Genomic DNA, 25,506 nt, shown 5'->3' with positions numbered 1-25,506 from the left:
TCAGCGGCGCTCGTCCTTGAGTTCGTTGATGCGCTGATCCTTGAGGGTCCAGAGCTGATTGACCCAGTTCTGGACCTTCTCGCGAAACACCGGATCGTTTTCGTAATCGCCCTGCCACAAGGCCGGATCCAGCTCGCGGGTCTGGATGTCGATGATCACGCGCGGCACGTTGCCGCTGATCAGGTCCCAGAACCCCGGAATCTTCTGCTGTGGATAAACCACGGTCACATCGAGAATCGCGTCCAGCTGTTCGCCCATCGCCGCCAGTACGAACGCCACGCCGCCCGCCTTGGGCTTGAGCAGGTGGCTGAACGGTGACTGCTGCTGAGTGCTTTTGGCAGCCGTGTAACGCGTGCCTTCCAGATAATTCACCACCGTCACCGGCTGGCGCTTGAACAGCTCGCACGCAGCCTTGGTGATTTCCAGATCCTTGCCGGCCAGCTCCGGGTTCTTCGCCAGGAACGCCTTGGTGTAGCGCTTCATGAACGGGTAATCCAGCGCCCACCAGGCCAGGCCCAGGAACGGTACCCAGATCAGTTCTTTCTTGAGGAAGAACTTGAAGAACGGCGTGCGCCGGTTGAGGGTCTGGATCAGCGCCGGAATATCGACCCAGGACTGATGGTTGCTGATCACCAGGTAGGAAGTGTCGCTGCGCAGGTCTTCGCCGCCGCGAATGTCCCATTGGGTGGGGATGCACAGGCGAAAGATCAGCTTGTCGATTTCTGCCCAGGTTTCGGCGATCCACATCACCGCCCACGAGGCGTAGTCGCGAAAGCGCCCCGGCAGGACCAGCTTGAGCAGGGCGAACACCATCAGCGGGCCGAAGAGCACGAGGGTGTTGGACAACAGCAGCAGGGTGACGAGACAGCCGGTGAGCAAGCGGCGCATAAGCAACTCTTGGAAAACGGATGGGCGCGCCATGATAAGTGGCTTCGGCCAGCAGGCCAAATCGTCCGGTGACGAATGTTTCACCTTTGGCGCGTTAGCCTGATCGTCCCCACGCTCTGCGTCCCTGTGACGCGGAGCGTCACCTGATGCATTCCCACGCGGAGCGTGGGAACGATCAAGTAAACAACGGTCTAAAATCTCGCGTCTGACGCCCCCATTTCCCAAGGAAGCCCCTTACGTGAAATCCCTCCTTGCATTGCTTTCCCTCGTAGCCCTGCCGGTTCTCGCCGCCGAGCCGACCCTGTACGGTCGTTACGAATACATCGCGCTGCCGGAAATCGGCGGTGAAGTGCTCAAGGCCAAGATGGACACCGGCGCGCTGACCGCCTCGCTGTCGGCCAAGGACATCGAGACGTTCAAACGCGACGGCGAAGACTGGGTGCGTTTCCGCCTGGCCACCAAGGACGCGAGCAACAAGGTGTACGAACACAAGGTCGCGCGGATCAGCAAGATCAAGAGCCGCTCGGATGAAGAAGACGAGGGCGAAAGCACCGAAGTGGCCAAGCGCCCGGTGGTCGATCTGGAGCTGTGCCTGGGCGACATCAAGCGTACCGTGGAGGTCAACCTGACCGACCGCAGCAACTTCAACTACCCGTTGCTGATCGGCGCCAAGGCTCTGCGTGAGTTTGGCGCGGCGGTGAACCCGGCGCGGCGCTTCACGGCGGACAAACCTGATTGCTGATCGAGCGTCGTGTCTCGCAAATGCTGTTCCTTTTTGATGGTGTCTGTTGCCGTCATGCTGCGTTGCCGCTCCTCGCCATAGCGGGCTATGACTCGTCGCGGCGCCTTGCCTGACGACAACAGCCACTCGTCAAAAAAGGAACGCATTTGTGAGACGCGACGCTGGTGGTCTCATTGACGTAACGCCGGGCTTGGGGCACCGTTCGCGCACTTAATCCACAGGCTCGGACGCCATGCCTCATATCCTGATTGTCGATGACGAAGCGGCGATTGCCGACACGCTGATTTTTGCCTTGCAGGGCGAGGGCTTCACCACGACCTGGCTGAATCTGGGTGCGGCGGCGCTGGAGCATCAGCGCCAGACCCCGGCGGATCTGATCATCCTCGACATCGGTCTGCCGGACATCAGCGGCTTTGAAACCTGCAAGCAGTTGCGTCGTTTCAGTGAAGTGCCGGTGCTGTTTCTCAGCGCGCGCAACGCCGAAATCGATCGCGTGGTGGGGCTGGAGATCGGTGCCGACGATTACGTGGTCAAGCCGTTCAGCCCCCGTGAAGTGGCGGCCCGGGTCCGGGCGATTCTCAAACGCATGGCGCCACGTCCGCCAGCTGATGCCTGGTCGGGAGTGTTTCGCATCGATCCCGAGCGCGTACAGATCAGCTATCGCGGCCAACCCCTGAGCCTGACCCGCCACGAATTCCGCCTGCTGCAATGCCTACTCGAACAGCCCGAGCGGGTGTTCAGCCGCGAGCAACTGCTTGATGCGCTGGGCGTGGCGGCGGATGCCGGTTACGAGCGCAGCATCGACAGCCATATAAAAAGCGTGCGCGCCAAATTGCGTCTGGTGCGCGCCGAGGCCGAGCCGATCCAGACCCATCGCGGCCTCGGTTACAGCTACAGCCCGGGGCACAGCTGATGTCGCTGGGGCTGCGGATTTTCCTGGTGTACGTGCTGTTCATCGGCCTGACCGGGTATTTCGTGCTCAACACCGTGATGGAAGAAATCCGCCCCGGCGTGCGCCAGTCCACCGAAGAAACCCTGGTCGATACCGCCAACCTGATGGCGGAAATCCTGCGGGACGATTTCAAGGCCGGCACGCTCAATCAGAACCGCTGGCCCGAATTGCTCCGCGCCTATGGTGAGCGCCAGCCGAAGGCGACAATCTGGGGCCTGGCGAAGAACCAGGTCAACCACCGCATCTACGTCACCGACGCCAAGGGCATTGTGGTGCTGGACTCCAGTGGTCTGGCCGTCGGTCAGGACTACTCGCGCTGGAACGACGTCTACCTGACCCTGCGCGGCGAGTACGGCGCACGCTCCAGCCGCAGCGACCCGAATGACCCGAACTCTTCGGTGATGCACGTCGGCGCACCGATCCGCGACAACGGCGCGATCATCGGCGTGGTCACCGTGGCCAAACCCAACAGTTCACTGCAACCCTATGTCGATCGCACGGAACGGCGTTTGCTCGGTTACGGCGCTGGGTTGATCGGCCTCGGCCTGCTGTTGGGCGCCGTGCTGTCGTGGTGGCTGAGCCGCGCGCTGCACCGCTTGACCGTGTACGCCCAGGCGGTGAGCGAGGGCCGTCGGGTGGCGGTGCCGCACTATCGCGGTGGCGAGCTGGAGCAGTTGGCGACCGCCGTGGAACAGATGCGCACCCAGCTCGAAGGCAAGGCCTACGTCGAACGCTATGTGCACACCCTGACCCATGAATTGAAGAGCCCGCTGGCGGCGATTCGCGGTGCCGCCGAGTTGTTGCAGGGCGAGATGCCGACGGATCAGCGCCTGCGTTTCGTCGGCAATATCGACAATGAAAGTGCCCGCATGCAGCAGTTGATCGAACGCCTGCTGAACCTTGCCCAGGTCGAGCAGCGGCAGGGCCTTGAGGAGCGCGTCGCCGTGCCGTTGGCGGCGCTGGTGAATGAGTTGCTACAGGCACAAATGGCGCGTATCGAAGGCCGGCAACTGCGGATCGAGCAAACCATCGCGCCGGATCTGGCGTTGATCGGCGAGCCGTTTCTGCTGCGTCAGGCGCTGGCCAATCTGCTGGAAAACGCGCTGGATTTCACGCCGCAAAACGGTTCGCTGCGCTTCAGTGCCGAGCGGGTTGGCGAGCAGGTCGTGCTTCGACTGTTCAACGAAACCACGCCGATTCCCGACTATGCCTTACCCCGCTTGAGCGAGCGCTTCTACTCTTTGCCCCGTCCGGACAGCGGACGTAAAAGCACCGGTCTCGGGCTCAACTTCGTCGAAGAGGTGGTCAAGTTGCACGGTGGTTCGCTGCGCATCGGCAACGTTGAAGGCGGGGTGGAAGTCGTTCTGCAGTTGTAGTCTCCACACAAACTCCACATTCCTCCCACAAAACCCCCACATCCCCTTTGCAGACTCTGCCCATCGAAACAGGGAGAGTCCCATGAACAAAAGTCTGACGATAAAACTCGGGGCCATTGCCCTGCTGATCCTGGTGTTGCTGGTGCCGCTGCTGATGATCGACGGCATCATCGATGATCGCCAGCAACTGCGTGACGGTGTGCTGGAAGACATCGCCAGAAGCTCGAGCTACAGCCAGCAACTCAGCGGGCCGGTGATGGTTGTGCCGTATCGCAAAGTGGTGCGCACCTGGAAGACCAAAGAGAAGAGCGACGAGCGATACCAGGAAATCGGCGAAGAACGTGGGCGCCTGTATTTCCTGCCGGAGCGTTTTGAGCTCGACGGCCAGGTGCAGACCGAGCTGCGCGCCCGGGGCATTTATGAGGCGCGGCTGTTCCATGCCGACAACCGCATCAGCGGGCATTTTTCGCTGCCGGCACAGTTGGGGATCAAGGAAGACTTCGTCGATTACACCTTCGATGCGCCATTCCTGGCGGTCGGCATCAGCGACATTCGCGGGATCGAAAACGCGCTGAAGCTGGAACTGGGTGCGCAACGCCTGGACTTCGTGCCCGGCACTCAGGTCGGCTGGCTGGGCGAGGGGGTGCGAGTGACGCTGCCGGCGCTGGACACCGGCAGGACCACGGAACTGGCCTTCGGCTTCGACCTGCGCCTGCAAGGCACCGGCTCGTTGCAGGTGCTGCCGGTGGGCAAGACCAGCCGGGTTAACCTCGCTGCCAACTGGCCGCACCCAAGCTTCATCGGCAACTTCCTCCCGGCCAGGCGCGAGATCACGGATCAGGGGTTCACCGCCGATTGGCAGACCTCGTTTTTCTCCACCAACTTGCAAGAAGCGATGAGCCGTTGCGTGTCGGGCAATGATTGCGAGGCGTTCAACGGGCGCAGTTTCGGCGTGAGCTTCATCGATCCGGTGGATCAATATCTGAAGAGTGACCGGGCGATCAAATATGCGTTGCTGTTCATCGTCCTGACGTTCGCCGGTTTCTTCCTGTTCGAAGTGCTGAAAAGCCTGGCGGTGCACCCGGTGCAGTACGCGTTGGTAGGTGTAGCGCTGGCGTTCTTTTATCTGTTGTTGCTGTCGTTGTCCGAGCACATCGGATTTGCCCTGGCGTATCTGTTGTCGGCCAGCGGTTGTGTGTTGTTGATCGGCTTCTATGTCTGCCACGTACTGCGCAGCGTGCGGCATGGCTTGAGTTTTTCGGCGGGGTTGGCGGCGTTGTACGGCTTGCTCTATGGCCTGCTGAGTGCCGAGGATTACGCGCTGCTGATGGGCTCGTTGCTGCTGTTCGGTCTGCTCGGTGTGTTCATGGTGCTGACCCGCAATCTGGACTGGTACGGGATCGGGCAGAAACCGGCCAAACCGCTGGAATTCGATATCGGAGCGGTGCAATGAGCCGGTTTGTGGGCTTGCGTGAGGAGCAGCGGGAGGCCGAGGTGTTGATGACGCGGATTATCGGGTTTCTGCCAGTTGGACCGCGCTGGTGCATTCGCGAGCAAGCTCGCTCCCACAGGAAGGGTGTTGCTTCAGATTGCTCCGTCGCATCCAGGACCAGTGTGGGAGCGAGCTTGCTCGCGAAGGGGCCGGAACAGTCGGCCTAGACTTTCGGCATGGTCGCAATCATCGACGGCCGCTGGCTCACTTCAAAGAACCAGTTGGCCAGTTGCGGGTTGGCGTCACGCCAGCCCAGATCCGGGAAGCGCAGATCCAGATAACCCAGCGCACAGGCCACGCTGATCGAGGCGACGTCGAAGTGGCAGGTCAGCTCGGCAATCGCGTCGCGCTCCAGCAGGGCGAGGGCGCGGCGGATTTTCTCGCGCTGGGCCTCGAGCCATTCGTCCCAGTGTTTTTCCGGGGCACGCAGCGCTTGCTCGTAACGCACCATGACCGAGGCGTCCATGATTCCGTCGGCCATCGAGGCCAGGGTCAGGCGCCGCCAGCGGGCCGAGCCGTCGCGGGGGATCAACGGGTTGCCGACGTGCTGGTGGTCGAGGTAATCGAGGATCACCCGACTGTCATGGATGACGTTGCCGTCGGCCAGGCGCAGGGCCGGGATCTTGCCCAGCGGGTTGTCTTCGTTGAGGGCGGCGTCCGGGCTGACAGGGCTGAGCACGCAGTCCTGCAGCGCGACGCGATCCTGCTGGCCGGTCTCGTGCAGCAGCACCATGACTTTGCGCACGAACGGGGACAGGGTGTTGTGGAACAGGGTCATGCTGGGAGCGGACATCGGCAGGGTCTCGGTCAGGGGCAATGACGGGCAGCATAGCGCGTTGCCCGTCAGGCTCAAGCCGTTCAGCGACGTTGCAGCAATCCGCGCAGGGCAATGGCGGCCGGAACGCCCAGGCCAATCCAGCTCAAGCCATCCCAGATCCCGTCGCCCAGCAGCGCCGCGAACAGGCCCGCCGCACTCAGCAGCGCGATCACCAGCGGCGTGCTGAAGACCTTCCAGAAATTCGACTGACGCGGCTTCATGCAGAGGCCTCCGCCGCTTCCAGTACCGGTTTCGCAGCCTTGCGCCGTACCACCCACAAATACACGCCACTGGCGAGGACGATGATGGTCAGCACGTCCAGCGTGGCCCAGAGGATTTTCATCGGCATGCCACCGTAGTCACCGAAGTGCAGCGGCTGCGACATGCCCATGGCGTCCATGTACCACGGTCGTTCTGCCACCACCGTGACTTGCAGGGTGCTGGCGTCGATCAGTACCGGGGTCAGCAGGTGCGAGGTCAGGTGAGTGCCGCCTTTCATGAACACCGAGTAATGGTGCTCGCTGGAGAAGCGGGTGCCGGGGAATGCGATGAAGTCCGGCTTCATCTCCGGTGTGACGCTTGCGGCGATGTCCAGCACCCGGGTTGCCGGGGCCAGTTGCGTCAGCGGCGGGGCATCGCGGTAGGGCGCGATCAGGGTGGTCAGCGCATCGGCGCGCCATGCGGCGATCAGCAGATCGGCGCAGGCGCTGATCACGCCGGTCACACCCACCACCAGCGCCCAGGTCAGGGTCACCACGCCGATCAGGTTGTGCAGGTCGAGCCAGCGCAGGCGGGTGGATTTGTCCTGGCGCACCGTGCCGAACTTCAAACGGCGCATGAACGGCAGGTACAACACCGTGCCGGACACGATCGCGACTACGAACAGCAAACCCATGAACGCCAGCAGCAGCTTGCCCGGCAGCCCGGCGAACATGTCGACGTGCAGACGCAGGATGAACAGCATCAGCCCCCCGTTGGCCGATGGCATCTCCAGCGCTTCGCCGGTACGCGCATCGAGCATGAAGGTGTGCGAGGAGTTGGGCTCGGTGCCGGCGGTCTTGGCCATGATGGTCAGCACTGCATTCGGCTCGTCGTCTTCGAAGCCGAAATACTGTACGACTTCACCGGGCCGATGCTTCTCCGCCGCTTCGACCAGTTGCGCCAGGTTCAGATGCGGCGTGTCCGCCGGCATCACCCGCAACTCGGGCGCATCGCCCAACAGGTGGTCGATTTCGTGATGGAAAATCAGCGGCAGGCCGGTCAGGGCCAACAGCAGCAAAAACACGGTGCAAATGAGGCTGGTCCAGGTGTGGACGAAGGACCAGCGACGGATTGTTTTACTTTTCATTTCATGACCTTCAAAAACACTCAGGCCGTCCACGAGGAACGGCCTGGTTGCAGGGCCTGTTTCAGTTCAGGCGCTTACCACTTGTAGGTGGCGCTGGCGATGACGCTGCGCTGGTCACCGTAGTAGCAATAGAAGCCGTCGCAGGTGGAGATGTAGTCCTTGTCGAACAGGTTGGTCGCGTTGAGTGCCAGCGACGCGCCTTTGAGGCTGTTGTCCAGACGGCCGAGGTCGTAATGCACAGCGGCGTCGAACACGGTGTAGGCGTCCGCCTTGCCCAGCCAGGTGTTGGCCTTGTCGCCGTAGGTGTTGCCGGTGTAGCGCACACCGCCGCCGATGCCGAAGCCGTCGAGCACGCCGCTGTGCCAGGTGTAGTCGGTCCACAGCGAGGCTTGCTGGTTCGGCATCAGTTGCAGACGGTTGCCCTTGTCGACACCTTTCTGCACTTCGGATTTGGCCAGGGTGTAGGCGGCGATGACTTTCAGGTTATCGGTAACGTCGGAGACGGCTTCCAGCTCCAGGCCTTTGACTTTCACTTCACCGGTCTGGCTGGTGATGGTCACGTTGTTGACGATGGAGTTGACCGAGACGTTCTTCTGGGTCAGGTCATACACCGCTGCGCTGAGCAGAGTCTTGCTGCCCGGTGGTTGGTACTTGATGCCCAGTTCCCACTGCTTGCCCTCGGTCGGCTTGAACGAGTCGGTGGCAGTGGCATCGGCGCCGCTGGTTGGCTGGAAGGATTCGGCGTACGACAGGTACGGCACGAAACCCGAGTCGAACACATAGCTGATCGCCGCGTTACCGCTGAACGCCTTGTCACGCTGGGTGTTGGTGGCGTCGCCCTTGTTGAAGAACCTGGTGCTGGTGTGCACCCAGTCTTCGCGGCCACCCAAGGTCAGGCGCCACTGGTCCAGGGCCATCTGGTCCTGCACGTAGAGGCCGCTCTGGTAGGTTTTCTGGTTGTAGTCATAGAACGCCGAGGAGCGCGGTGGACGAATGATCGTCTGGCCGTAGACCGGGTTGTTGACGTTGATGTCCGGTGCGGAGCCGAAGATCGAGGTGTAGTTGTCGTTGCTGCGCTGATGGTCGAGACCGAGCAGCAAGGTGTGACGGATATCGCCGGTGGCGAAGTCCGCCTGGAAGTTGTTGTCCACGGCGAACTGGCTGATGTCCTCATCGACGTTGGTGGTACCGCGGCCGACATTGCCCTGATCGTCGACGGTGAAACCGGCGAAGGATGGGTTGTAGCTGTTGACGGTCACCGTCTGGAACGACAGGTCGGACTTGGTGTAACGCAGATTCTGTTTGAACTGCCAAATGTCGTTGATGCGGTGTTCGAAGGCATAGCCGAGCGCGTAGTAAGTGCGGTCGTAGAAGTCATAGTCAGGATCGCCCAGGTTCTTGTGATGGGAGATCTTGCCGAACGGCATGCCAATCTTGGTGCCCTGGATCGGGTAGAACTGGCTGGTGACGCCGGTATCGTCGCGGGTGAACTGCGAGAGCAAGGTCAGCCTGGTGTCTTCGTCGATGTTCCAGGTCAGGCTCGGGGCGATGTTGTAGCGCTTGTTTTCGATGTGGTCGATCTGTGTGTCGCTGTCACGCACCACGCCGCTGATGCCATACAGGAACTGACCGGCGTCGTCGATCTTGCCGGTGCTGGCGAAGTTGATCTGACGGTGGTTGTCGCTGCCGTACTGCAACTGGATTTCGCTGCTTTGCACATCGCTTGGACGACGGCTGACCATGTCCAGCAGTCCGCCCGGCGGAGTCTGGCCGTATACCGAAGAAGCCGGGCCGCGCAGCAGGGCGAGGCGGTCGAGGTTCCAGGTTTCCGGTTTCGGGTTGGCATAAATACCGCGAGGCAGCGGCAGGCCGTCGAGGAATTGGGTCGGTTCGAAACCGCGCACGCGCAGCCAGTCGATCCGGGTGTCGCTGCCGTAGCTGCTGGCGGTGATGCCCGGCATGTAGCGCACGGCGTCATCGAGGCTGTGTACGCCACGGTCTTCCATTTGCTGGCGAGTGGCGACCGAAATCGAACGCGGCGCCTCGACCAGCGCGGTGTCGGTCTTGGTGCCGGCGGCGGTGCGAGTGGCGGTGTAGCCTTCGACCGGGCCCCAGGCGCTTTCATAGTTTTCCACGCCGATCACCGAGGTTTCCGGCAGAGCCATCACGCCTTCCGGCACGGCGACCAGGGTGTAAGTACCGGCGCTGCTCTGTTCCAGTTGCAGACCGGTGCCACGCAGGGCCGCGCGCAGGGCGCCGGCCGCGTCATATTGGCCGTTGACCGGCGCCGAGGTCTTGCCCGCCGCCAGCGAGGGGTTCAGCGACAGGGTGAGGCCGCCCTGGCTGGCGATCTGGTTCAGGGTGGTCGACAGCGGGGCCGCCGGCAGGTTGTAGGCGCGCATGCTCGACGCCTGTTCAGCGGCGATCAGTTGGCTGCTGGTCAGCGGGGTGCAAAGGGCGATGGCGACCACCAGCAAACTGGGGCGCAACAAGGTGTCTAGCGAACGGGACATACGGCGGCTCCTGAATGGAAATATTTCTCAATTGCCTGTGTGCCGGACGAGATTCGAAAAGTGATAGGGCTGGATGAAAATAATTTCGATTAACGAACGGCATCGCTGCGCGAGTCAGCAGAAAGTCCGTTTTCATGGGGGGCGAGCAGGCAACGCGGTGTGTCAGGGCTTCGGATCAGCCTTGGCCACGGTCACCCACCACGGTGTGTGCTGCTCGATCTGCACCGGCAGGGTCGGCAGCAAGGCGTTCAGCGCCTTGTCGGTGTCGTGCAGGGGGAAGCTGCCGGTGATGCGCAGGTCGGCAACGTCCGGCGCAATACCCAGATGGCCGCGACGATAACGACCGAGTTCATGCACCAGGTCTTCCAGGCGCGCGTTGTCCACCACCAGCATGCCGCGGGTCCAGGCATCGGCGCCGGGGTTGAGCGCCAGCACCGAATCCAGACCGTTGTGGCGGATCAGCACTTGCTGGCCTTCGCGCAGGATCTGCTCCTTCGGATCGAATTGCGGATGCGCCGCGACCGCTGATTGCAGCACGCTCAGACGGGTGCCGGCGTCTTCGCGCTTGACCAGGAACCGCGTGCCCAGGGCGCGCATGCTGCCCTCGGCAGTTTCAACGATGAACGGCCGCGCATCGCCGTGCCCGGTTTCGACGAGGATTTCGCCTTCCTGCAACACGATCAGCCGCTGCTTTTCATTGAAGCGGACATCCACCGCGCTGTGGGTATTCAGGTTGAGCACGGTGCCGTCGGCCAGGCGCACGGTGCGCTGTTCGCCGGTGGCGGTGCGTTGGTCGGCGAGCCAGTAATCCAGCGGCAGATAACGTTCGCCGGCAAACAACGCCAGACCGATCACCGCGACAACACTGGCCAGCCCGCTGCCCAGCTTGCGCACCCGACGGCGAATGCCTTCGCGCGATTGCAGCAATGCGCTGCGCGCCGGGCCATTGGCCACGCTCAAACGCTGGTCGAGCATGCCCAGCTGGCGCCAGGCGCGTGCGTGTTCTTCGTTGGCCGCGTGCCATTTGGCGAACTCTTCGCGTTCCAGTGGCGTGCTGGAATCGAGGGTCAATTGCCAGGCAATCGCCGCGTCCAGCACATGGGCCGGAACCGGTCGGGAACTGGCCGGGTTCATGTCGGCTCACCGTACAGCGCGATGTAGCACTGGCGGATGCCCTGGGCCAGGTACTGGCGCACGCGCGGGACCGACACGCCGAGTTTGTCGGCGATCTCGGCATGAGTCAGGCCATCGAGACGGTTATAGAGGAAAGCGGCGCGGGCCTTGGTCGACAGCTTGCCAAGCATGCGGTCGATGGCCTTGAGGTCTTCGAGGATCAGTTGCTGTTCTTCGACAGAGGGCTGTTCGCCCTCGGGGATCAGCATCAGTTCGGCCAGATACGCCTGTTCCAACGCTGCACGGCGGAAGTAGTCGAACAGCAGGCCTTTGGCGATTGCCACCAGAAACGCCCGGGGCTCGCGGGGCGTCAGCAACTCGTCGCGGCCGAGCAGGCGCACGAAGGTGTCCTGGCTCAGGTCTTCGGCGCGTTGCGGGCAAGCCACGTTGCGGCGTAGCCAGGCCAGCAGCCAGCCGCGGTGGTCGCGATACAACGCACCGACGAGCTCACTGTGAGGGCTTTGGGCTGAAGACACGACGACACCGACTGGGAAGTGTTAACTAACGAGAATTGTTCGCGATTGTGGCAGAGGTGGGAATGGTTAGCAATTGGCCACCGGTCGGGTTGTCGGGCGACAACCCGGATTCAGAACGAATGAGTCTGTTGGCGGCGTTTCCACTGACTCAGGCGTTGCTGCAGATTCAGCGGGCTGTGGATCTGCTGTTGGCGTGCCCGGCTGAACAGGATCAGCGCCAGTTCCGCCGTAGCCAGCGCATCGGCACTTGCATGGTGACGCTCGAACACTTCGAGCTTGAACCAGTCGATCCACTCGTCCAGCCCCGCCTCGCGAATGTGTGCCTGCGGGCATAGCAGCGGAGCGATCTGCGCCACATCGAGGAACACCGTCTGCAACTTGTGCCCCAGATGTTCCTTCAATGCGCGGCCGAGCATGTGCTGGTCAAACGAGGCGTGAAACGCCAGCACCGGACTGTCGCCGATAAACTCCAGCAACTCGACCAGAGCTTCGGAGGGCTCGCTGCCGGCGGCAATCGCGCTCGGGGCCAGGCCGTGAATCAACACGCTCGGGCCGAGTTTCAGCTCGCGACATTGCAGGGTGCGTTCGAACTGCTGGCTGAAGTCGATCGCACCGTCCTCGATCACCACCGCGCCGATCGACAGCACCCGATCCTTGTTCAGGTTCAGCCCGGTGGTTTCCAGATCCAGTACCACCCAGCGCTGTTCGCGCAGGCTGCATTCGCGCAGTTCGCCGATGGCCGGGAGTTTCGTCAGGCGTTGTTGCAAGTCGACCGGCACAACGGGGCTGGCCGGGCGCATCCACGAAAACAGGCTCATAGCTGATACCGCAAGGTCAGGCTGCTTTGCAGGCGCTGGGCCTGGCGCAGGGATTCACGCAGGATGCGCCGGTCCAGATGATTGAGGCTGTCGGGATCGACCCGGTTCGAGTACGGCAGGTTTTCCCGGCTCTGCAGTTGATGCTGCTGCATGCGCGTTTGCTGGATGAAATGGTAGGCCTCTTCGTACGCGGCGCCATCCAGCCGGTCGATGACTTGTTTATCCACCAGCTGGCTGAAGCGTTCGAGGGTGTTGTTGGCGTCGATGCCATGGGCCAGCGCCAGCAGACGGGCACCGTCGACAAAGGGGGTCAGGCCCTGGATTTTCAGGTCCAGCGTGGCTTTCTCGCCGTTCTTTTTCGTCAGCACGAACTCACGGAAGCGGCCGACCGGCGGACGGTTGCGCAAGGCGTTCTCGGCCATCATCCGCTGGAACAGCCGGTTGTCGCCAACCTGATCGAGAATTCCCCGGCGCAATTGCTCGCAGCCCTGTTCATCACCCCAGACCACCCGCAGGTCGAAATAAATGCTGGAGCCCAGCAGGTTCTCCGGCGTCGCCTCGCGAATGAACGCGGCAAAGCGTCGGGCCCATTCGGCGCGGGACAGGCACAGCTGCGGATTGCCGGCCATGACATTGCCTTTGCACAGGGTGAAGCCGCATTGCGCCAGGCTGTTATTGATCTGCTGGGCGATCGGCAGCAACTTGCCGCGAATCTCCGCCGCATGGGCTGCATCCCGCGCGTCGAACAGAATGCCGTTGTCCTGATCGGTGTGCAGGGTCTGCTCGCGCCGGCCTTCGCTGCCGAAGCACAGCCAACTGAATGGCACGCCGGGATCGCCTTTTTCGGCAAGGGTCAGTTCGATAACCCGGCTCACGGTGTGATCGTTGAGCAGGGTGATGATGTGGGTGATCTGGGTGGAAGATGCGCCGTGAGCGAGCATGCGCTCCACCAGTTGGCCGATTTCGCCGCGCAGGGTCACCAGTTGTTCAACCCGTTGGGCGCTGCGAATGGTCCGTGCCAGGTGCACCAGATCGACCCGTTGCAGCGAGAACAGGTCCCGCTCGGAAACCACGCCGCACAGACGTCGATCCTTGACCAGACATACGTGAGCGATGTGCCTTTCGGTCATGGCAATCGCCGCGTCGAAGGCGCTGTGATCCGGCGACAGATAGAACGGCGAGCGGGTCATGTGCCGTTCGATCGGCTCGCTGAAATCGCCAACCCCTTCAGCCACGACATGCCGCAGGTCGCGCAGGGTGAAAATCCCCAGCGGCGCCTTGTGTTCGTCCACCGCGACGATGCTGCCGACCTGTTGTTCGTGCATCAGCTTCACTGCTTCGCGCAGTGGGGTGGCAGGGCTGCAAATCACCGGATGGCGCATGGCCAATTCGCCGAGACGGGTGTTCAGCGAGTATTGGGTGCCGAGGGTTTCCACGGCTTTTTGCTGGACTTGCTGATTGACCTGATCGAGCAGGCTGCTGACCCCGCGCAGGGCGAAATCACGGAAGGTGCCGGAGAGGGCGAACAGTTTGATGAATGCCAGTTTGTTCAGTTGCAGGCAGAAGGTGTCTTCGCCGGCCAGGTGTTCGGTGCGGGTCGCCCGTTCGCCGAGCAGCGCGGCGAGGGGAAAACACTCGCCGGTAGTGATTTCAAACGTGGTTTCGGTGCCGCCCTTGGCCGTATGCGGACGCTCGCCGACCACCCGGCCCTGCTTGACGATGTAGAAGTGTTCGACCGGCCCGTCGGCAGGTTTGATGATGCTCTCGCCCTGACCGTAGAAGCGCAGCTGACATTGCTCCACCAGGTAGGCCAGGTGGGCATGTTCCATTTGATTGAATGGGGGGAAGCGCTGGAGAAATTGCAAAGTGCCCTGAATGTTCTGCAACACCGCGGTTTTCCCTGCCTGGGTGAAGGCGTCCGCTTTACTCATAACCATTACCGCAGTCTTTTTCGAATTGTTGTTGTCGGATCGTTGCAGCCATGGTCGACCCCATCGCGCGGGGTGCCCATTGGACGTAAGTCTAGGTTTGGCATGCCATTGGGGAGTTTTCGGATATGCCCTACAAAATCAGTCGGAAATTCTTCGGTTCGCCCCTTGGAAAAAAATCCGACGAAGTGCACATTTAAGCTCTGCCCAGCGATGTCTGACCACTGTGCCAGGGGATCGATTTTGAAAACGTAGAGAACGCCATGTCCGACCACGATATTTTGAGCGACGCCGAGCGCGAAGCACTCAGCGCCGTCATGCTGGAACCCGATCTGCCGCCGCAGCGGGTACTGATCGTCGACGACGACAAGGATGCCCGCGAGTTGTTGTCGGAGATCCTGGCACTGGATGGCATTCGCTGCCTGACTGCGGCCAGCGGCGAGTCCGCACTGAAGATGCTTGAAGAAAAACCTTCCATTGGCCTGGTAATCACTGATCTGCGGATGGGCAATGTCGGTGGGCTGGACTTGATTCGGCAGGTGCGTGAATCGGTACGGGCAGCGATGCCGATCATCATCGTCTCGGGCGATGCGGACGTGAAGGATGCGATTGCGGCGATGCATTTGAGCGTGGTGGACTTTCTGCTCAAGCCGATCGATACGGCCAAGTTGCTTGGACTGGTCAGGCATGAGCTGGGCATCGAGCCTTAGCCAGTGCGGCGCAAACAAAAAAGCCCTGATCGAAAGATCAGGGCTTTTTCATGTCCGGCATCAGCGCAGGTTACAGGCCGTTGGCAGCCTTGAACTCGCGACGACGACGGTGCAGGACCGGCTCGGTGTAGCCGTTCGGCTGTTTGGTGCCCTCGATCACCAGTTCGACCGCCGCCTGGAAGGCGATGTTGCTGTCGAAGTTCGGGGCCAGCGGACGGTACAGCGGGTCGTTGGCGTTCTGACGGTCCACCACCGGCGCCATGCGCTTGAGGCTTTCCATCACTTGCGCTTCGGTCACGATGCCGTGGCGCAGCCAGTTGGCGATGTGCTGGCTGGAGATACGCAGCGTCGCACGGTCTTCCATAAGGCCGACGTCGTTGATGTCCGGCACTTTCGAGCAACCCACGCCCTGGTCGATCCAGCGCACCACGTAACCGAGAATGCCCTGGGCGTTGTTGTCCAGTTCGTTCTTGATCTGCTCCGGAGTCCAGTTCGGGTTGACCGCCAGCGGAATGGTCAGGATGTCATCGACCGAAGCGCGGGCACGTTTGGCCAGCTCGGCCTGACGGGCGAACACGTCGACTTTGTGGTAGTGCAGCGCGTGCAGCGCAGCGGCGGTCGGCGATGGAACCCAGGCAGTGTTGGCGCCGGCCATCGGGTGAGCGATTTTCTGTTCCAGCATCGCTGCCATCAGGTCGGGCATCGCCCACATGCCTTTACCGATTTGTGCACGACCTTGCAGGCCGGTGCTCAGACCGATATCGACGTTCCAGTTCTCGTAGGCGCCAATCCACTTCTCGGCCTTCATGTCAGCCTTGCGCACCATCGGGCCGGCTTCCATGGAGGTGTGGATTTCGTCGCCGGTGCGGTCGAGGAAACCGGTATTGATGAACACCACACGCTCGCTGGCCGCCTGGATGCAGGCCTTGAGGTTGACCGTGGTGCGGCGTTCCTCGTCCATGATCCCGACTTTCAGGGTGTTGCGCTTGAGACCCAGCACGTCTTCGATGCGACCGAACAGCTCGTTGGTGAACGCCGCTTCTTCCGGGCCGTGCATCTTCGGTTTAACGATGTAGACGGAACCGGTGCGGGTGTTCTTGCGCGAAGTGTTGCCGTTGAGGTTGTGCATCGCCGCCAGGCAAGTCACCAGACCGTCGAGGATGCCTTCCGGCACTTCGTTGCCGTGCTTGTCGAGGATCGCGTCGATGGTCATCAGGTGGCCGACGTTGCGCACGAACAACAGCGAGCGGCCGTGCAGGGTCAGTTCGCTGCCGTCGACCTTGGTGTAGGTGCGATCCGGATTCATGGTGCGGGTGAAGGTCTGGCCGCCCTTGGTGACGGATTCCGCCAGGTCGCCCTTCATCAGGCCCAGCCAGTTGCGGTAGATCACCACCTTGTCGTCGGCATCGACGGCAGCCACGGAGTCTTCGCAGTCCATGATGGTGGTCAGTGCCGCTTCCATCAGGATGTCTTTGACGCCGGCGGCATCGGTCTGGCCGACCGGGGTGCTGGCATCGATCTGGATTTCGAAATGCAGGCCATTGTTCTTCAGCAGGATCGCGATCGGCGCATTGGCGTCGCCCTGGAAGCCGATCAGCTGTGCGTCGTTGCGCAGGCCGCTGGTGCTGCCGCCCTTGAGGGTGACGACCAGTTTGCCGTCAGCGATCTTGTAGCCGGTGGAGTCGACGTGGGAGCCGGTCGCCAGTGGCGCGGCTTCGTCGAGGAACTCACGGGCGAAGGCGATGACTTTGTCGCCACGCACCTTGTTGTAGCCTTTGCCTTTTTCCGCGCCGCCGGCTTCGCTGATGGCGTCGGTGCCATACAGGGCGTCGTACAGCGAACCCCAGCGGGCGTTCGAGGCGTTGAGGGCGAAGCGGGCGTTCATCACCGGAACCACGAGTTGCGGGCCGGCGGTACGGGCGATTTCGTCATCGACGTTTTGCGTCGTTGCCTGGAAATCAGCCGCTTCTGGCAGCAGATAACCGATCTCTTGGAGGAAGGCTTTATAGGCCACGGCGTCGTGCGGCTGACCGGCACGGCTCTGGTGCCAGCCATCGATACGAGCCTGGAAGTCATCGCGTTTGGCGAGTAGGGCTTTGTTCTTCGGCGCCAGGTCGTGAATGACCTTGTCGGCACCTTCCCAGAATTTTTCGGCGGTGAGGCCGGTACCGGGAATGGCTTCGTTGTTCACGAAGTCGAACAGGACTTTGGCGACCTGCAGGCCACCGACTTGAACGTGTTCAGTCATTGCTTGCCTCACTCTGCTCAGCTATTTCGCTTTTCAGCTCTTCAATTTAACAATGAAGCCTCTGGCCATTTAAACCACAAACCCCTCGACCAGTACATGCCATCGCTGGCGGCTGGGTTGGGACCAATCAACGGCTTGGGGGCCTTGCTGACGGGGCTTTCAGGGTTGCGAACGTGCCTTGGGCAGACATCGATCCAGCGTTATGTAGTGCGCGCTGCGGCATACTACATGATGAGTTGCGGTTGTGAAAATCAGACTAATTACGTCGTTCTGCGACCCCATGACGCATTGCGGTCACGGCGCGGAACGGGATGTTCTCAAAAAACCAATGGATTGTTCCAGCTAAATATAAAAAGTTGTACACGATTTGTGATTTCGAGCGTCTGAGGCGTCTGTCGAACGCTTGCCTATACTTGCTTTTCTATAACAAAAGTCATGACAGAGGGCTGCGCCATGGATCACCTCGTACTCACCGTTTTCGCACCGGACAAGCCCGGGCAGGTCGAGCGCATCGCCCAATGCATCGCCGAACACGGCGGTAACTGGCTGGAAAGCCGCATGTCGCGGATGGCCGGGCAGTTCGCCGGGATTCTGCGGGTGGGAGTGCCGGCAGAGGCTTACGACGAATTAGTCGATGCCCTACAAGCTTTGTCGGCGCAGGGCATTCGCGTGCTGGTGGCCGAAAGCGGTATCGAGCAGGCCTGCACCTGGAAACCGATCGCGATGGAACTGGTGGGCAATGATCGTCCGGGCATCGTGCGCGACATTACCCGGTTGCTGAGCGAGCAGGGCGTCAACCTCGAACGACTGGTGACTGAAGTGCGCCCGGCGCCGATGAGCAGCGAACCGCTGTTCCACGCCGAGGCGATTCTCGCGGTGCCGCTGACCCTGTCGCTGGATGTTCTGCAATCGCGGCTGGAAACCCTCGCCGATGACTTGATGGTGGAACTGGTGCTGCGCACCGATCCGTGAGCTCGGGAAGGGTTATCCAGTTTTAGCGTGCACCTGCCTGTGGATAACCTGTAGAGACCGCGCGTCAGGCCACGTCAGCCGTGGCTTGGCGAGGACTGATCAAAAAACCGCCAACATTCAGTGACTTGCGCACAAACGGCGGGGATCACGCTGTGGATAACCTTGGGAAGGAACGATACAGGCCACGAGAACCGTGGCCTGTGGAGGTTTGTACGTTTTTTGATCAGCTGCGTCGGCGCAGGCTCATCCACGCATCGACGCTGTACACCGCAAGGCCGGCCCAGATAAACATGAAGGCGATCAGCGTGCTGGACGACAGGTGTTCGCCGAACAGCAATACGGCTTGCAGCAGTACCAACGTCGGCGCCAGGTATTGCAGGAAACCGAGGGTGGTGTAGGGCAGGTGCCGTGCCGCTGCGTTGAAGCACACCAGCGGCACCAGTGTCACCGGGCCGGCCGCCACCAGCCACCAGGCTTCGGATGTCGTCCAGAACTCGGCCTGGGCGCTGGTCGCGGTCGGATTGAACAGCAGCCACGCGAGGGCGATCGGCACCAGCATCCAGGTTTCCACCACCAGCCCCGGCAACGCCTTGACCGGTGCCTGCTTGCGGATCAGTCCATAGAAACCAAAAGTCAGCGCCAGCACCAGCGACACCCACGGCAGACTTCCCACCTGCCAGACCTGCTGAGCCACGCCGACCGTTGCCAGACCGACCGCCAGCCACTGCATGCGCCGCAGGCGTTCGCCCAGAATCAGCATGCCCAGCAACACATTCACCAGCGGGTTGATGTAGTAACCGAGGCTCGCTTCCAGCATCCGGCCGTTGTTCACCGACCAGACGTAGGTCAGCCAGTTGGCCGCGATCAAGGTGCCGCTGAGCGCGAGAATCGCCAGGCGTTTCGGGTTGTCGCGCAGTTCCTGCCACCAGCCGGGATGCTTCCACACCATCAACAGCAGCGCGCCGAACAGCGCCGACCACAGCACCCGGTGAATGATGATTTCCACTGCCGGCACTTCGGCGATGGCTTTGAAGTAAAGCGGGAACAATCCCCAGATGATGTAGGCACTGAGGCCCAGAATGTACCCGCGACGCGGGTTGGCGGCTTGCATGCAGAGTCCTTGCTTAGGCAGCTAACAAAGCAGCGATTGTACGGGCAGTTGTATAGACGTGTCGTGTCAGAAAAGCTTCAACGGCTCTTCGTTCAGCGCCGACAGTTGCTCACGCAACGCCAATACCTGATCGCCCCAATACCGCTCGCTGCCGAACCATGGAAAGCTGCGAGGGAACGCCGGATCGTCCCAGCGCCGTGCCAGCCAGGCGCTGTAATGCATCAGGCGCAAGGCGCGCAGCGGTTCGATCAGCGCCAGTTCGCGCGGGTCGAAGTCATGAAATTCGTTGTAGCCGTCCATCAATTCCGACAACTGTCCCAGACAATCCTGACGATCGCCGGCGAGCATCATCCAGATGTCCTGCACCGCCGGGCCCATGCGGCAGTCGTCAAGGTCGACGATGTGGAATATCTCGTCGCGGCACATCATGTTGCCGGGGTGGCAGTCGCCATGCATGCGGATGTTCCGGTGCGGGGTGTTGGCGTAGACGTCTTCCACACGCTTGAGCAAGTCGCGGGCGACGGACTCATAGGCCGGCAGCAGACTCCTGGGGATGAAGTTGCCTTCCAGCAACGTGGTCAGCGAGTCATGGCCGAAGTTCTGCACGGCCAACGCTTCGCGGTGCTCGAACGGTTGGGTCCCGCCGACTGCGTGCATGCGCCCGAGCAACTGGCCGAGGCGATACAGCTGATCGAGATTGCCCGGCTCCGGCGCCCGGCCGCCGCGACGGGGAAACAGGGTAAAACGAAAGCCGGCGTGTTCGTGCAGGGTTTTACCGTTATGGATCAATGGCGCCACCACCGGAATTTCGACGTCAGCCAGTTCGAAGGTGAACTGGTGCTCTTCCAGAATCGCTTCGTTGGTCCAGCGCTGCGGGCGATAGAACTTGGCGATCAGCGGTTCGGAGTCTTCGATGCCGACCTGATAGACGCGGTTTTCGTAACTGTTGAGCGCCAGAATGCGCGCGTCGCTCAGGAAACCGATGCTTTCGACGGCATCGAGCACGAGGTCTGGGGTGAGGGTTTCAAACGGGTGGGCCATGCTGACTCCTGCGCGCAGCAGGCTGCTGCGTCCGGCTCGGCATGGTAGCGCAGACGGGCTGTCTTGAGTGGGATCGTTCCCGTGCAGCGCACAGGAACGATCAGAACGTCGCCCGATCAGGCGCCGACGATCCCGCCATCCTCACGGGTAATTGCCATCACCGACGAGCGCGGCTTGCCGTTCGGCAAATGCTCGGGGAAGGTCGAACCGCCGTTTTCGCCCGGGTGCTGAATCCCGACGAACAGGGTTTTCTGATCCGGCGAGAAGCTGATCCCGGTGACTTCGCAACCGATCGGTCCGACCATGAACCGGCGAATCTCACCGGTCGCAGGATCGGCGCAGAGCATCTGGTTGTTGCCCATCCCGGCGAAATCACCGGTGTTGCTCGAGTCGCCGTCGGTAAGAATCCACAGTCGGCCAGCCTTGTCGAAACCGAGACCGTCGGGGCTGTTGAACATGTTTTGCGGGGTGATATTCGACGAGCCGCCCTTCGGTGTACCGGCGTGCACGCTCGGGTTGCCGGCCACCACGAACAGATCCCAGGCGAAGGTTTTCGAACCGTGATCGTCGCGGTCGGTGCGCCAGCGCAGGATCTGCCCGTAGACGTTCTTCTCGCGCGGGTTCGGCCCGCCCACCGGTTGCCCGTCCTCGCCGCGTTTGGCGTTGTTGGTCAGGGTGCAATAAACCTGGCCGTCTTTCGGGCTGACCACGATCCATTCCGGACGGTCCATGCGCGTGGCGCCGACCACGCTGGCGGCGAGACGCGCGTGAATCAGCACTTCGGCCTGATCGGCGAAACCGCTGCTGGCGTCGATGCCGTTCTTGCCGTGGGTCAGCTCGATCCACTGGCCCTGGCCTTTCGGGTGATCCGGATTGCCGTCGCCGGCATCGAACCTGGCCACATACAGCGTGCCGTGATCGAGGATGTCGCGGTTGGCCTTGGCGTTGCGATGATTGATCTTGTCGCGGCTGACGAATTTGTAGATGAACTCGCCGCGTTCGTCGTCGCCCATGTAGACCACGGCGCGACCGTCGTCGGTCTCGGCCAGTGCGGCGTTTTCATGTTTGAAGCGACCGAGGGCGGTGCGTTTGACCGGGGTCGATTGCGGGTCGAACGGGTCGATTTCCACGACCCAGCCGTGACGGTTCAGCTCGTTCGGGTTCTTCGCCAGGTCGAAGCGCGGATCGAATGGATGCCAGTTGATCTCGCGGCTGGCGGCTGTCACGCCGTAGCGTTTCTGCGCCGGGTCGAACTGCTGCTGGGCGTTGCTGCTGCCGAAGCAGTCGGTGAAGTTCTCTTCGCAGGTCAGGTAAGTGCCCCACGGCGTCTTGCCGTTGGCGCAGTTCTGGAAGGTGCCGAGGACTTTCTTGCCATGCTTGTCGGCGCTGGTTTTCATCAGCTCGTGGCCGGCGGCCGGGCCGCTGATCCGCAGCGGCGAGTTACCGTGAATCCGCCGGTTGTAGCGCGAGCCCTGAACGAACTGCCATTGGCCGTTCTTGCGCTGGACTTCGATTACCGACACACCTTCGCAGGCCAGGGCCTTGCGCACGTCCTCGGCCGATTGCGGCAGGCCGCCGTGCGGATAGAGGTAGCGGTAGTTGGTGTATTCATTGTTGATCGCCATCAACGCGCGGTTTTTCTCGCCCGGGAATTCGAACAGGCTCATGCCGTCGTTGTTGTCGCCGAACTGCACTTCCTGCGCAGCCGCGGTGCCATTGCCGCTCGGGTCGAAGGCCGGGCCGTTCTTGTGCAGCGGTTGACCCCAGCTGATCAGCACCGACGACTTGTAGCCCTTGGGCAGGCTGATGGTGTCGGTGGTGGCGGCCGGAATGCTGTCGAAACCGAGCAAACGGCTGTTGCCGGCGCTGACACTGGCGGCCAGAACGCTGCGACTCAGCAGGTTGCCGCCGAGGAACATCGCCGCGCCGCACAGCGCGCCAGCGCTGATGAAACCGCGACGGCTCAGGCCGACCATTTTTTCCAGGTCTGTGGATTGGTTTTCTTCTAATAGGCTCACATCAGGCTCCCTGCATGGTTTTGGCAGCCACCTTAATGCGGGTCGATGACGCTTTCGTTGCAGCGCTGTCAGAGCGGTGTGCCCAGCAGCACATTCGATGGGGAAAACTGCACCTGCACCGGTTGCTCGAGCTTCAGACCACGGCTGCGCAAGTCCAGCGGTTCGGCCAGCGCGCAAAGGGTCTGGCCATTGGGCAGGGCGATGCGTACTTCGCTGGGGCCGTCTTCGGCGTCGAGAATCGCCTCGATCCGACCGTTCAAAAGGTTGTGTCCGACGGCAGGCGTGGCCTCGGGCGCGAGCAGTTCGAGCCAGCCGGCCTTGATCAGCGCCACCACTTCCGTGCCCGGTTGCAGCTCCAGGTGCACAGTGCTGTCGTGGGTGATCTGCGCGTCGATCGACAGACCTTCGGCCAGCTCAAGGCGGATCAGATCGTTGCGGCCCTGACCTTCGATCTGCACGACTTTGCCGTGCAGTTGATTGCGCGCGCTGGTCCTGAGCATCAGCCGACCGAGCAGGTCCAGATCGCTGGCATCCTCGGCGGCTTCAAGTACCTGGGCCTGCAAGGCTTGCAGCTTCTGATAGAGGCGCAGCACTCGCTCGCCCTCGCTCGACAGTTTGGCGCCACCGCCGCCCTTGCCGCCGACCGCGCGCTCGACCAGAGGCTTTTGCGCGAGGTTGTTCAGCTCATCGATGGCATCCCACGCCGCCTTGTAACTCAGGCCGGCGCTTTTCGCGGCGCGGGTGATCGAACCCTGCTCGGCGATGTGTTGCAGCAAGGCGATGCGCTGTGGACGGCGGACGATGTGCTGGGACAACAGGGTGGGCAAGGACATGGCGGACGCTTTGCTGAAGGGTTGAGGGAGGACGTTGGCGGCTCGAGGCGTATCCGTCAAGCCGGGTCGCCGGGTTTTGGCGTGCGGGCCAGGCAGTACACATCCACCCGCGCGGCGCCGGCGTTCATCAGCAAACGGGCCAGCGCCTGGGCGGTGGCGCCAGTGGTCAGCACGTCGTCGACCAGGGCCAGGTGCCGGCCTTTCACCTGGGCATCGGGACTGAGGGCGAAGGCGTGTCGCAGGTTGCTTTTACGTGCCTTGGCATTGAGGGCTTGCTGGGCGTCGGTATCCTGCACGCGCAAGAGGTTGTGCTCCTCGCAAGGCAGGTCGAGTGACTTGCCCAGCCACTGCGCCAGCATCGCCGCTTGATTGAAGCCGCGCTGGCGCAGGCGTTTCGGTGCAAGCGGCACCGGCAACAGGGCGTCCGGGCGAGGCAGGTCTTCTTCGAAGCGATGTTGCAGGAACTCGCCGAGAACGTCGGCGAGCAAGTGGCCAAGCGGCCATTTGCCGTTGTGCTTGAAGCGGGTGATCAGCGTGTCCATGGGAAAGCTGTAAGTCCATGGCACGGCGACTTGTTCAAAGGCCGGTGGATCCTGCAGGCAGGCACCACAGGTCAGGCTGGCGGCGAGGGGCAGGGCGCAGGTCATGCATTGATCGCCCAGCCACGGCAGATCGGTTTCACAGGCAGTGCAGATCGGGATTTGCCCGTCTGCCGGTTCGTCGCACAATAAACAGTGCTGTTTGTTTTTTAACCAGATGTAAACCGGCCTTTTGTAGTGTGGTTGACAGCGCATGACTCTTCCTTAAATATGCCGAACATCCGTGTCGTGCCTGTGGGTATTCCGTTTCCCCAGGCGCCAGCCAAGCATAACCAAGGAAACGCCCATGAGCGCCAGCACCACTGCCACCCTGCGTCACGACTGGACTTTGGCCGAAGTCAAAGCACTCTTCGTTCAGCCATTCAACGACTTGCTGTTCCAGGCGCAGACGGTGCACCGCGCGCATTTCGACGCCAACCGCGTCCAGGTTTCCACCCTGTTGTCGATCAAGACCGGCGCCTGTCCGGAAGATTGCAAATATTGTCCGCAGTCCGGTCACTACAACACCGGGCTGGAAAAAGAAAAGTTGATGGAAGTGCAGAAAGTCCTCGAAGAGGCTGCCCGCGCCAAAGCTATCGGCTCAACCCGCTTCTGCATGGGCGCGGCGTGGAAACACCCGTCGGCCAAGGACATGCCTTACGTACTGAAGATGGTCGAAGGCGTGAAGGCCATGGGCCTGGAAACCTGCATGACCCTCGGTCGTCTCGATCAGGATCAGACCGAAGCGCTGGCCAAGGCCGGGCTCGACTACTACAACCACAACCTCGACACCTCGCCGGAGTTCTACGGCAGCATCATCACCACCCGCACTTACAGCGAGCGCCTGCAAACCCTGGCGTACGTGCGCGATGCGGGGATGAAAATCTGTTCCGGCGGCATTCTCGGCATGGGCGAGTCCCTCGATGACCGCGCCAACCTGCTGATCCAGTTGGCCAACCTGCCGGAGCATCCGGAGTCGGTGCCGATCAACATGCTGGTGAAAGTCGCCGGCACGCCGCTGGAAAACGCCGACGACGTCGATCCGTTCGATTTCATCCGCATGCTTGCCGTGGCGCGCATCCTGATGCCGCAATCTCACGTGCGCCTGTCCGCCGGCCGCGAAGCAATGAACGAGCAGATGCAGGCCCTGGCGTTTTTCGCCGGCGCCAACTCGATCTTCTACGGCGACAAACTGCTGACCACCGCCAACCCGCAGGCCGACAAGGACATGCAGCTGTTTGCGCGTCTGGGCATTCAGCCGGAAGCCCGCGAAGAGCATGCCGACGAAGTGCATCAGGCCGCCATCGAGCAGGCGCTGGTGGAGCAGAAGAGCAGCGAGCAGTTCTACAACGCGGCGGTGTAAAAACCTGCGCGGATTCCTCTGAAGGAATGCAAACCCCTGTGGGAGCGAGCTTGCTCGCGATAGCGGTGCTTCAGTCGACATTGATGTCGGATGTGAAGGCCTCCTCGCG

Annotated in this window: 22 protein-coding genes; 7 read left to right on the top strand and 15 right to left on the bottom strand. The window is 61.8% G+C overall.

The genetic code is table 11. From position 1 onward, the window contains the following. Complete coding sequence (locus CAF79_RS10815) at positions 1–888, bottom strand: acyltransferase (RefSeq protein ID WP_085697760.1); 888 nt, start codon at positions 886–888, stop codon at positions 1–3. A gap of 238 nt (positions 889–1,126) precedes the next feature. On the opposite strand from CAF79_RS10815, the gene CAF79_RS10810 reads away from it, so the two are divergent. The 4 genes from CAF79_RS10810 (at position 1,127) to creD (ending at position 5,411) form a co-directional block, all read left to right on the top strand. After that, on the top strand, positions 1,127–1,630 hold the full coding sequence (locus CAF79_RS10810) for an ATP-dependent zinc protease (protein WP_085697759.1): 504 nt from the start codon (positions 1,127–1,129) through the stop codon (positions 1,628–1,630). Positions 1,631–1,862: 232 nt separating this feature from the next. Beyond that, positions 1,863–2,543: a two-component system response regulator CreB gene (gene creB / locus CAF79_RS10805; RefSeq protein ID WP_085697758.1), complete on the top strand. Its 681-nt coding sequence runs from the start codon at positions 1,863–1,865 to the stop codon at positions 2,541–2,543. Beyond that, complete coding sequence (gene creC / locus CAF79_RS10800; protein WP_085697757.1) at positions 2,543–3,958, top strand: two-component system sensor histidine kinase CreC; 1,416 nt, start codon at positions 2,543–2,545, stop codon at positions 3,956–3,958. Before creB ends, creC begins: the two co-directional genes overlap by 1 nt. Before the next feature lie 82 nt (positions 3,959–4,040). Then, complete coding sequence (gene creD, locus CAF79_RS10795; protein WP_085697756.1) at positions 4,041–5,411, top strand: cell envelope integrity protein CreD; 1,371 nt, start codon at positions 4,041–4,043, stop codon at positions 5,409–5,411. Positions 5,412–5,613: 202 nt separating this feature from the next. Here the strand turns inward: creD and CAF79_RS10785 are convergent, their stop codons facing one another. From CAF79_RS10785 to CAF79_RS10750, 8 genes are all read right to left on the bottom strand, one after another. Next, positions 5,614–6,243, bottom strand: coding sequence for a glutathione S-transferase (locus CAF79_RS10785; protein WP_085697755.1), 630 nt, complete (start codon positions 6,241–6,243; stop codon positions 5,614–5,616). Between the two features lie 65 nt (positions 6,244–6,308). Beyond that, positions 6,309–6,488, bottom strand: coding sequence for a hypothetical protein (locus tag CAF79_RS10780; protein WP_085697754.1), 180 nt, complete (start codon positions 6,486–6,488; stop codon positions 6,309–6,311). Beyond that, on the bottom strand, positions 6,485–7,615 hold the full coding sequence (locus CAF79_RS10775; RefSeq protein WP_085697753.1) for a PepSY domain-containing protein: 1,131 nt from the start codon (positions 7,613–7,615) through the stop codon (positions 6,485–6,487). Before CAF79_RS10775 ends, CAF79_RS10780 begins: the two co-directional genes overlap by 4 nt. Positions 7,616–7,689: 74 nt before the next feature. Continuing rightward, the gene (locus CAF79_RS10770) at positions 7,690–10,128 is read right to left on the bottom strand and encodes a TonB-dependent siderophore receptor (protein ID WP_085697752.1); all 2,439 of its coding nucleotides are present in this window, start codon (positions 10,126–10,128) and stop codon (positions 7,690–7,692) included. A gap of 162 nt (positions 10,129–10,290) precedes the next feature. After that, positions 10,291–11,262: a FecR family protein gene (locus CAF79_RS10765; RefSeq protein WP_085697751.1), complete on the bottom strand. Its 972-nt coding sequence runs from the start codon at positions 11,260–11,262 to the stop codon at positions 10,291–10,293. Next, positions 11,259–11,777, bottom strand: coding sequence for an RNA polymerase sigma factor (locus tag CAF79_RS10760; RefSeq protein ID WP_085697750.1), 519 nt, complete (start codon positions 11,775–11,777; stop codon positions 11,259–11,261). The genes CAF79_RS10765 and CAF79_RS10760 overlap by 4 nt, the downstream gene beginning before the upstream one ends. Positions 11,778–11,887: 110 nt before the next feature. Continuing rightward, on the bottom strand, positions 11,888–12,595 hold the full coding sequence (locus CAF79_RS10755) for a PolC-type DNA polymerase III (RefSeq protein ID WP_085697749.1): 708 nt from the start codon (positions 12,593–12,595) through the stop codon (positions 11,888–11,890). After that, positions 12,592–14,532 carry a putative nucleotidyltransferase substrate binding domain-containing protein gene (locus tag CAF79_RS10750; protein ID WP_085697748.1) on the bottom strand — a complete coding sequence of 647 codons (1,941 nt, stop codon included), beginning with the start codon at positions 14,530–14,532 and terminating at the stop codon, positions 12,592–12,594. The genes CAF79_RS10755 and CAF79_RS10750 overlap by 4 nt, the downstream gene beginning before the upstream one ends. A gap of 254 nt (positions 14,533–14,786) precedes the next feature. On the opposite strand from CAF79_RS10750, the gene CAF79_RS10745 reads away from it, so the two are divergent. Beyond that, complete coding sequence (locus tag CAF79_RS10745) at positions 14,787–15,233, top strand: response regulator (RefSeq protein WP_085609066.1); 447 nt, start codon at positions 14,787–14,789, stop codon at positions 15,231–15,233. A gap of 70 nt (positions 15,234–15,303) precedes the next feature. Here the strand turns inward: CAF79_RS10745 and CAF79_RS10740 are convergent, their stop codons facing one another. Continuing rightward, positions 15,304–17,481: a malate synthase G gene (locus CAF79_RS10740; protein WP_085697747.1), complete on the bottom strand. Its 2,178-nt coding sequence runs from the start codon at positions 17,479–17,481 to the stop codon at positions 15,304–15,306. A gap of 453 nt (positions 17,482–17,934) precedes the next feature. Between CAF79_RS10740 and CAF79_RS10735 the strand changes: the two genes are divergently transcribed. Beyond that, entirely contained in the window at positions 17,935–18,453 is a 519-nt protein-coding gene (locus CAF79_RS10735) for a glycine cleavage system protein R (RefSeq protein WP_007959830.1), read from the top strand. 223 nt (positions 18,454–18,676) lie between these two features. Here CAF79_RS10735 and rarD read toward each other — a convergent pair whose 3' ends face one another. The 5 genes from rarD to CAF79_RS10710 all read right to left on the bottom strand — a co-directional run bounded on the left by rarD (position 18,677) and on the right by CAF79_RS10710 (position 24,250). Further along, on the bottom strand, positions 18,677–19,564 hold the full coding sequence (rarD, locus tag CAF79_RS10730) for an EamA family transporter RarD (RefSeq protein ID WP_085697746.1): 888 nt from the start codon (positions 19,562–19,564) through the stop codon (positions 18,677–18,679). 66 nt (positions 19,565–19,630) lie between these two features. Further along, entirely contained in the window at positions 19,631–20,605 is a 975-nt protein-coding gene (locus CAF79_RS10725; protein ID WP_085697745.1) for a serine/threonine protein kinase, read from the bottom strand. A gap of 116 nt (positions 20,606–20,721) precedes the next feature. After that, a complete protein-coding gene (locus tag CAF79_RS10720; protein WP_085697744.1) occupies positions 20,722–22,623 on the bottom strand; it encodes a PhoX family phosphatase in 1,902 nt (633 codons plus the stop codon). Between the two features lie 68 nt (positions 22,624–22,691). Continuing rightward, complete coding sequence (locus CAF79_RS10715; RefSeq protein WP_085697743.1) at positions 22,692–23,456, bottom strand: TOBE domain-containing protein; 765 nt, start codon at positions 23,454–23,456, stop codon at positions 22,692–22,694. Between the two features lie 56 nt (positions 23,457–23,512). Further along, on the bottom strand, positions 23,513–24,250 hold the full coding sequence (locus CAF79_RS10710) for a ComF family protein (protein ID WP_085697742.1): 738 nt from the start codon (positions 24,248–24,250) through the stop codon (positions 23,513–23,515). Between the two features lie 91 nt (positions 24,251–24,341). Here CAF79_RS10710 and bioB point away from each other — a divergent pair, with 91 nt between their 5' ends. Beyond that, complete coding sequence (gene bioB, locus CAF79_RS10705) at positions 24,342–25,397, top strand: biotin synthase BioB (RefSeq protein WP_007959840.1); 1,056 nt, start codon at positions 24,342–24,344, stop codon at positions 25,395–25,397. The last annotated feature ends 109 nt before the right edge of the window (positions 25,398–25,506 follow it).

It is taken from the genome of Pseudomonas sp. B26(2017) (assembly GCF_002113045.1).
Taxonomy (GTDB): Bacteria; Pseudomonadota; Gammaproteobacteria; order Pseudomonadales; family Pseudomonadaceae; genus Aquipseudomonas.
Note: the sequence above shows the minus strand (reverse complement) of the source record. Positions and strands in the feature narration are given on the sequence as shown.

Coding starts and splice junctions, on each gene's coding strand:
- CAF79_RS10815 (WP_085697760.1), bottom strand. CDS start 888: ATGCGCCGCTTGCTCACCGGCTGTCTCGTCACCCTGCTGCTGTTGTCC.
- creB (WP_085697758.1), top strand. CDS start 1,863: ATGCCTCATATCCTGATTGTCGATGACGAAGCGGCGATTGCCGACACG.
- creC (WP_085697757.1), top strand. CDS start 2,543: ATGTCGCTGGGGCTGCGGATTTTCCTGGTGTACGTGCTGTTCATCGGC.
- creD (WP_085697756.1), top strand. CDS start 4,041: ATGAACAAAAGTCTGACGATAAAACTCGGGGCCATTGCCCTGCTGATC.
- CAF79_RS10785 (WP_085697755.1), bottom strand. CDS start 6,243: ATGTCCGCTCCCAGCATGACCCTGTTCCACAACACCCTGTCCCCGTTC.
- CAF79_RS10780 (WP_085697754.1), bottom strand. CDS start 6,488: ATGAAGCCGCGTCAGTCGAATTTCTGGAAGGTCTTCAGCACGCCGCTG.
- CAF79_RS10775 (WP_085697753.1), bottom strand. CDS start 7,615: ATGAAAAGTAAAACAATCCGTCGCTGGTCCTTCGTCCACACCTGGACC.
- CAF79_RS10770 (WP_085697752.1), bottom strand. CDS start 10,128: ATGTCCCGTTCGCTAGACACCTTGTTGCGCCCCAGTTTGCTGGTGGTC.
- CAF79_RS10765 (WP_085697751.1), bottom strand. CDS start 11,262: ATGAACCCGGCCAGTTCCCGACCGGTTCCGGCCCATGTGCTGGACGCG.
- CAF79_RS10755 (WP_085697749.1), bottom strand. CDS start 12,595: ATGAGCCTGTTTTCGTGGATGCGCCCGGCCAGCCCCGTTGTGCCGGTC.
- CAF79_RS10750 (WP_085697748.1), bottom strand. CDS start 14,532: ATGGTTATGAGTAAAGCGGACGCCTTCACCCAGGCAGGGAAAACCGCG.
- CAF79_RS10745 (WP_085609066.1), top strand. CDS start 14,787: ATGTCCGACCACGATATTTTGAGCGACGCCGAGCGCGAAGCACTCAGC.
- CAF79_RS10740 (WP_085697747.1), bottom strand. CDS start 17,481: ATGACTGAACACGTTCAAGTCGGTGGCCTGCAGGTCGCCAAAGTCCTG.
- CAF79_RS10735 (WP_007959830.1), top strand. CDS start 17,935: ATGGATCACCTCGTACTCACCGTTTTCGCACCGGACAAGCCCGGGCAG.
- rarD (WP_085697746.1), bottom strand. CDS start 19,564: ATGCAAGCCGCCAACCCGCGTCGCGGGTACATTCTGGGCCTCAGTGCC.
- CAF79_RS10725 (WP_085697745.1), bottom strand. CDS start 20,605: ATGGCCCACCCGTTTGAAACCCTCACCCCAGACCTCGTGCTCGATGCC.
- CAF79_RS10715 (WP_085697743.1), bottom strand. CDS start 23,456: ATGTCCTTGCCCACCCTGTTGTCCCAGCACATCGTCCGCCGTCCACAG.
- CAF79_RS10710 (WP_085697742.1), bottom strand. CDS start 24,250: ATGCGCTGTCAACCACACTACAAAAGGCCGGTTTACATCTGGTTAAAA.
- bioB (WP_007959840.1), top strand. CDS start 24,342: ATGAGCGCCAGCACCACTGCCACCCTGCGTCACGACTGGACTTTGGCC.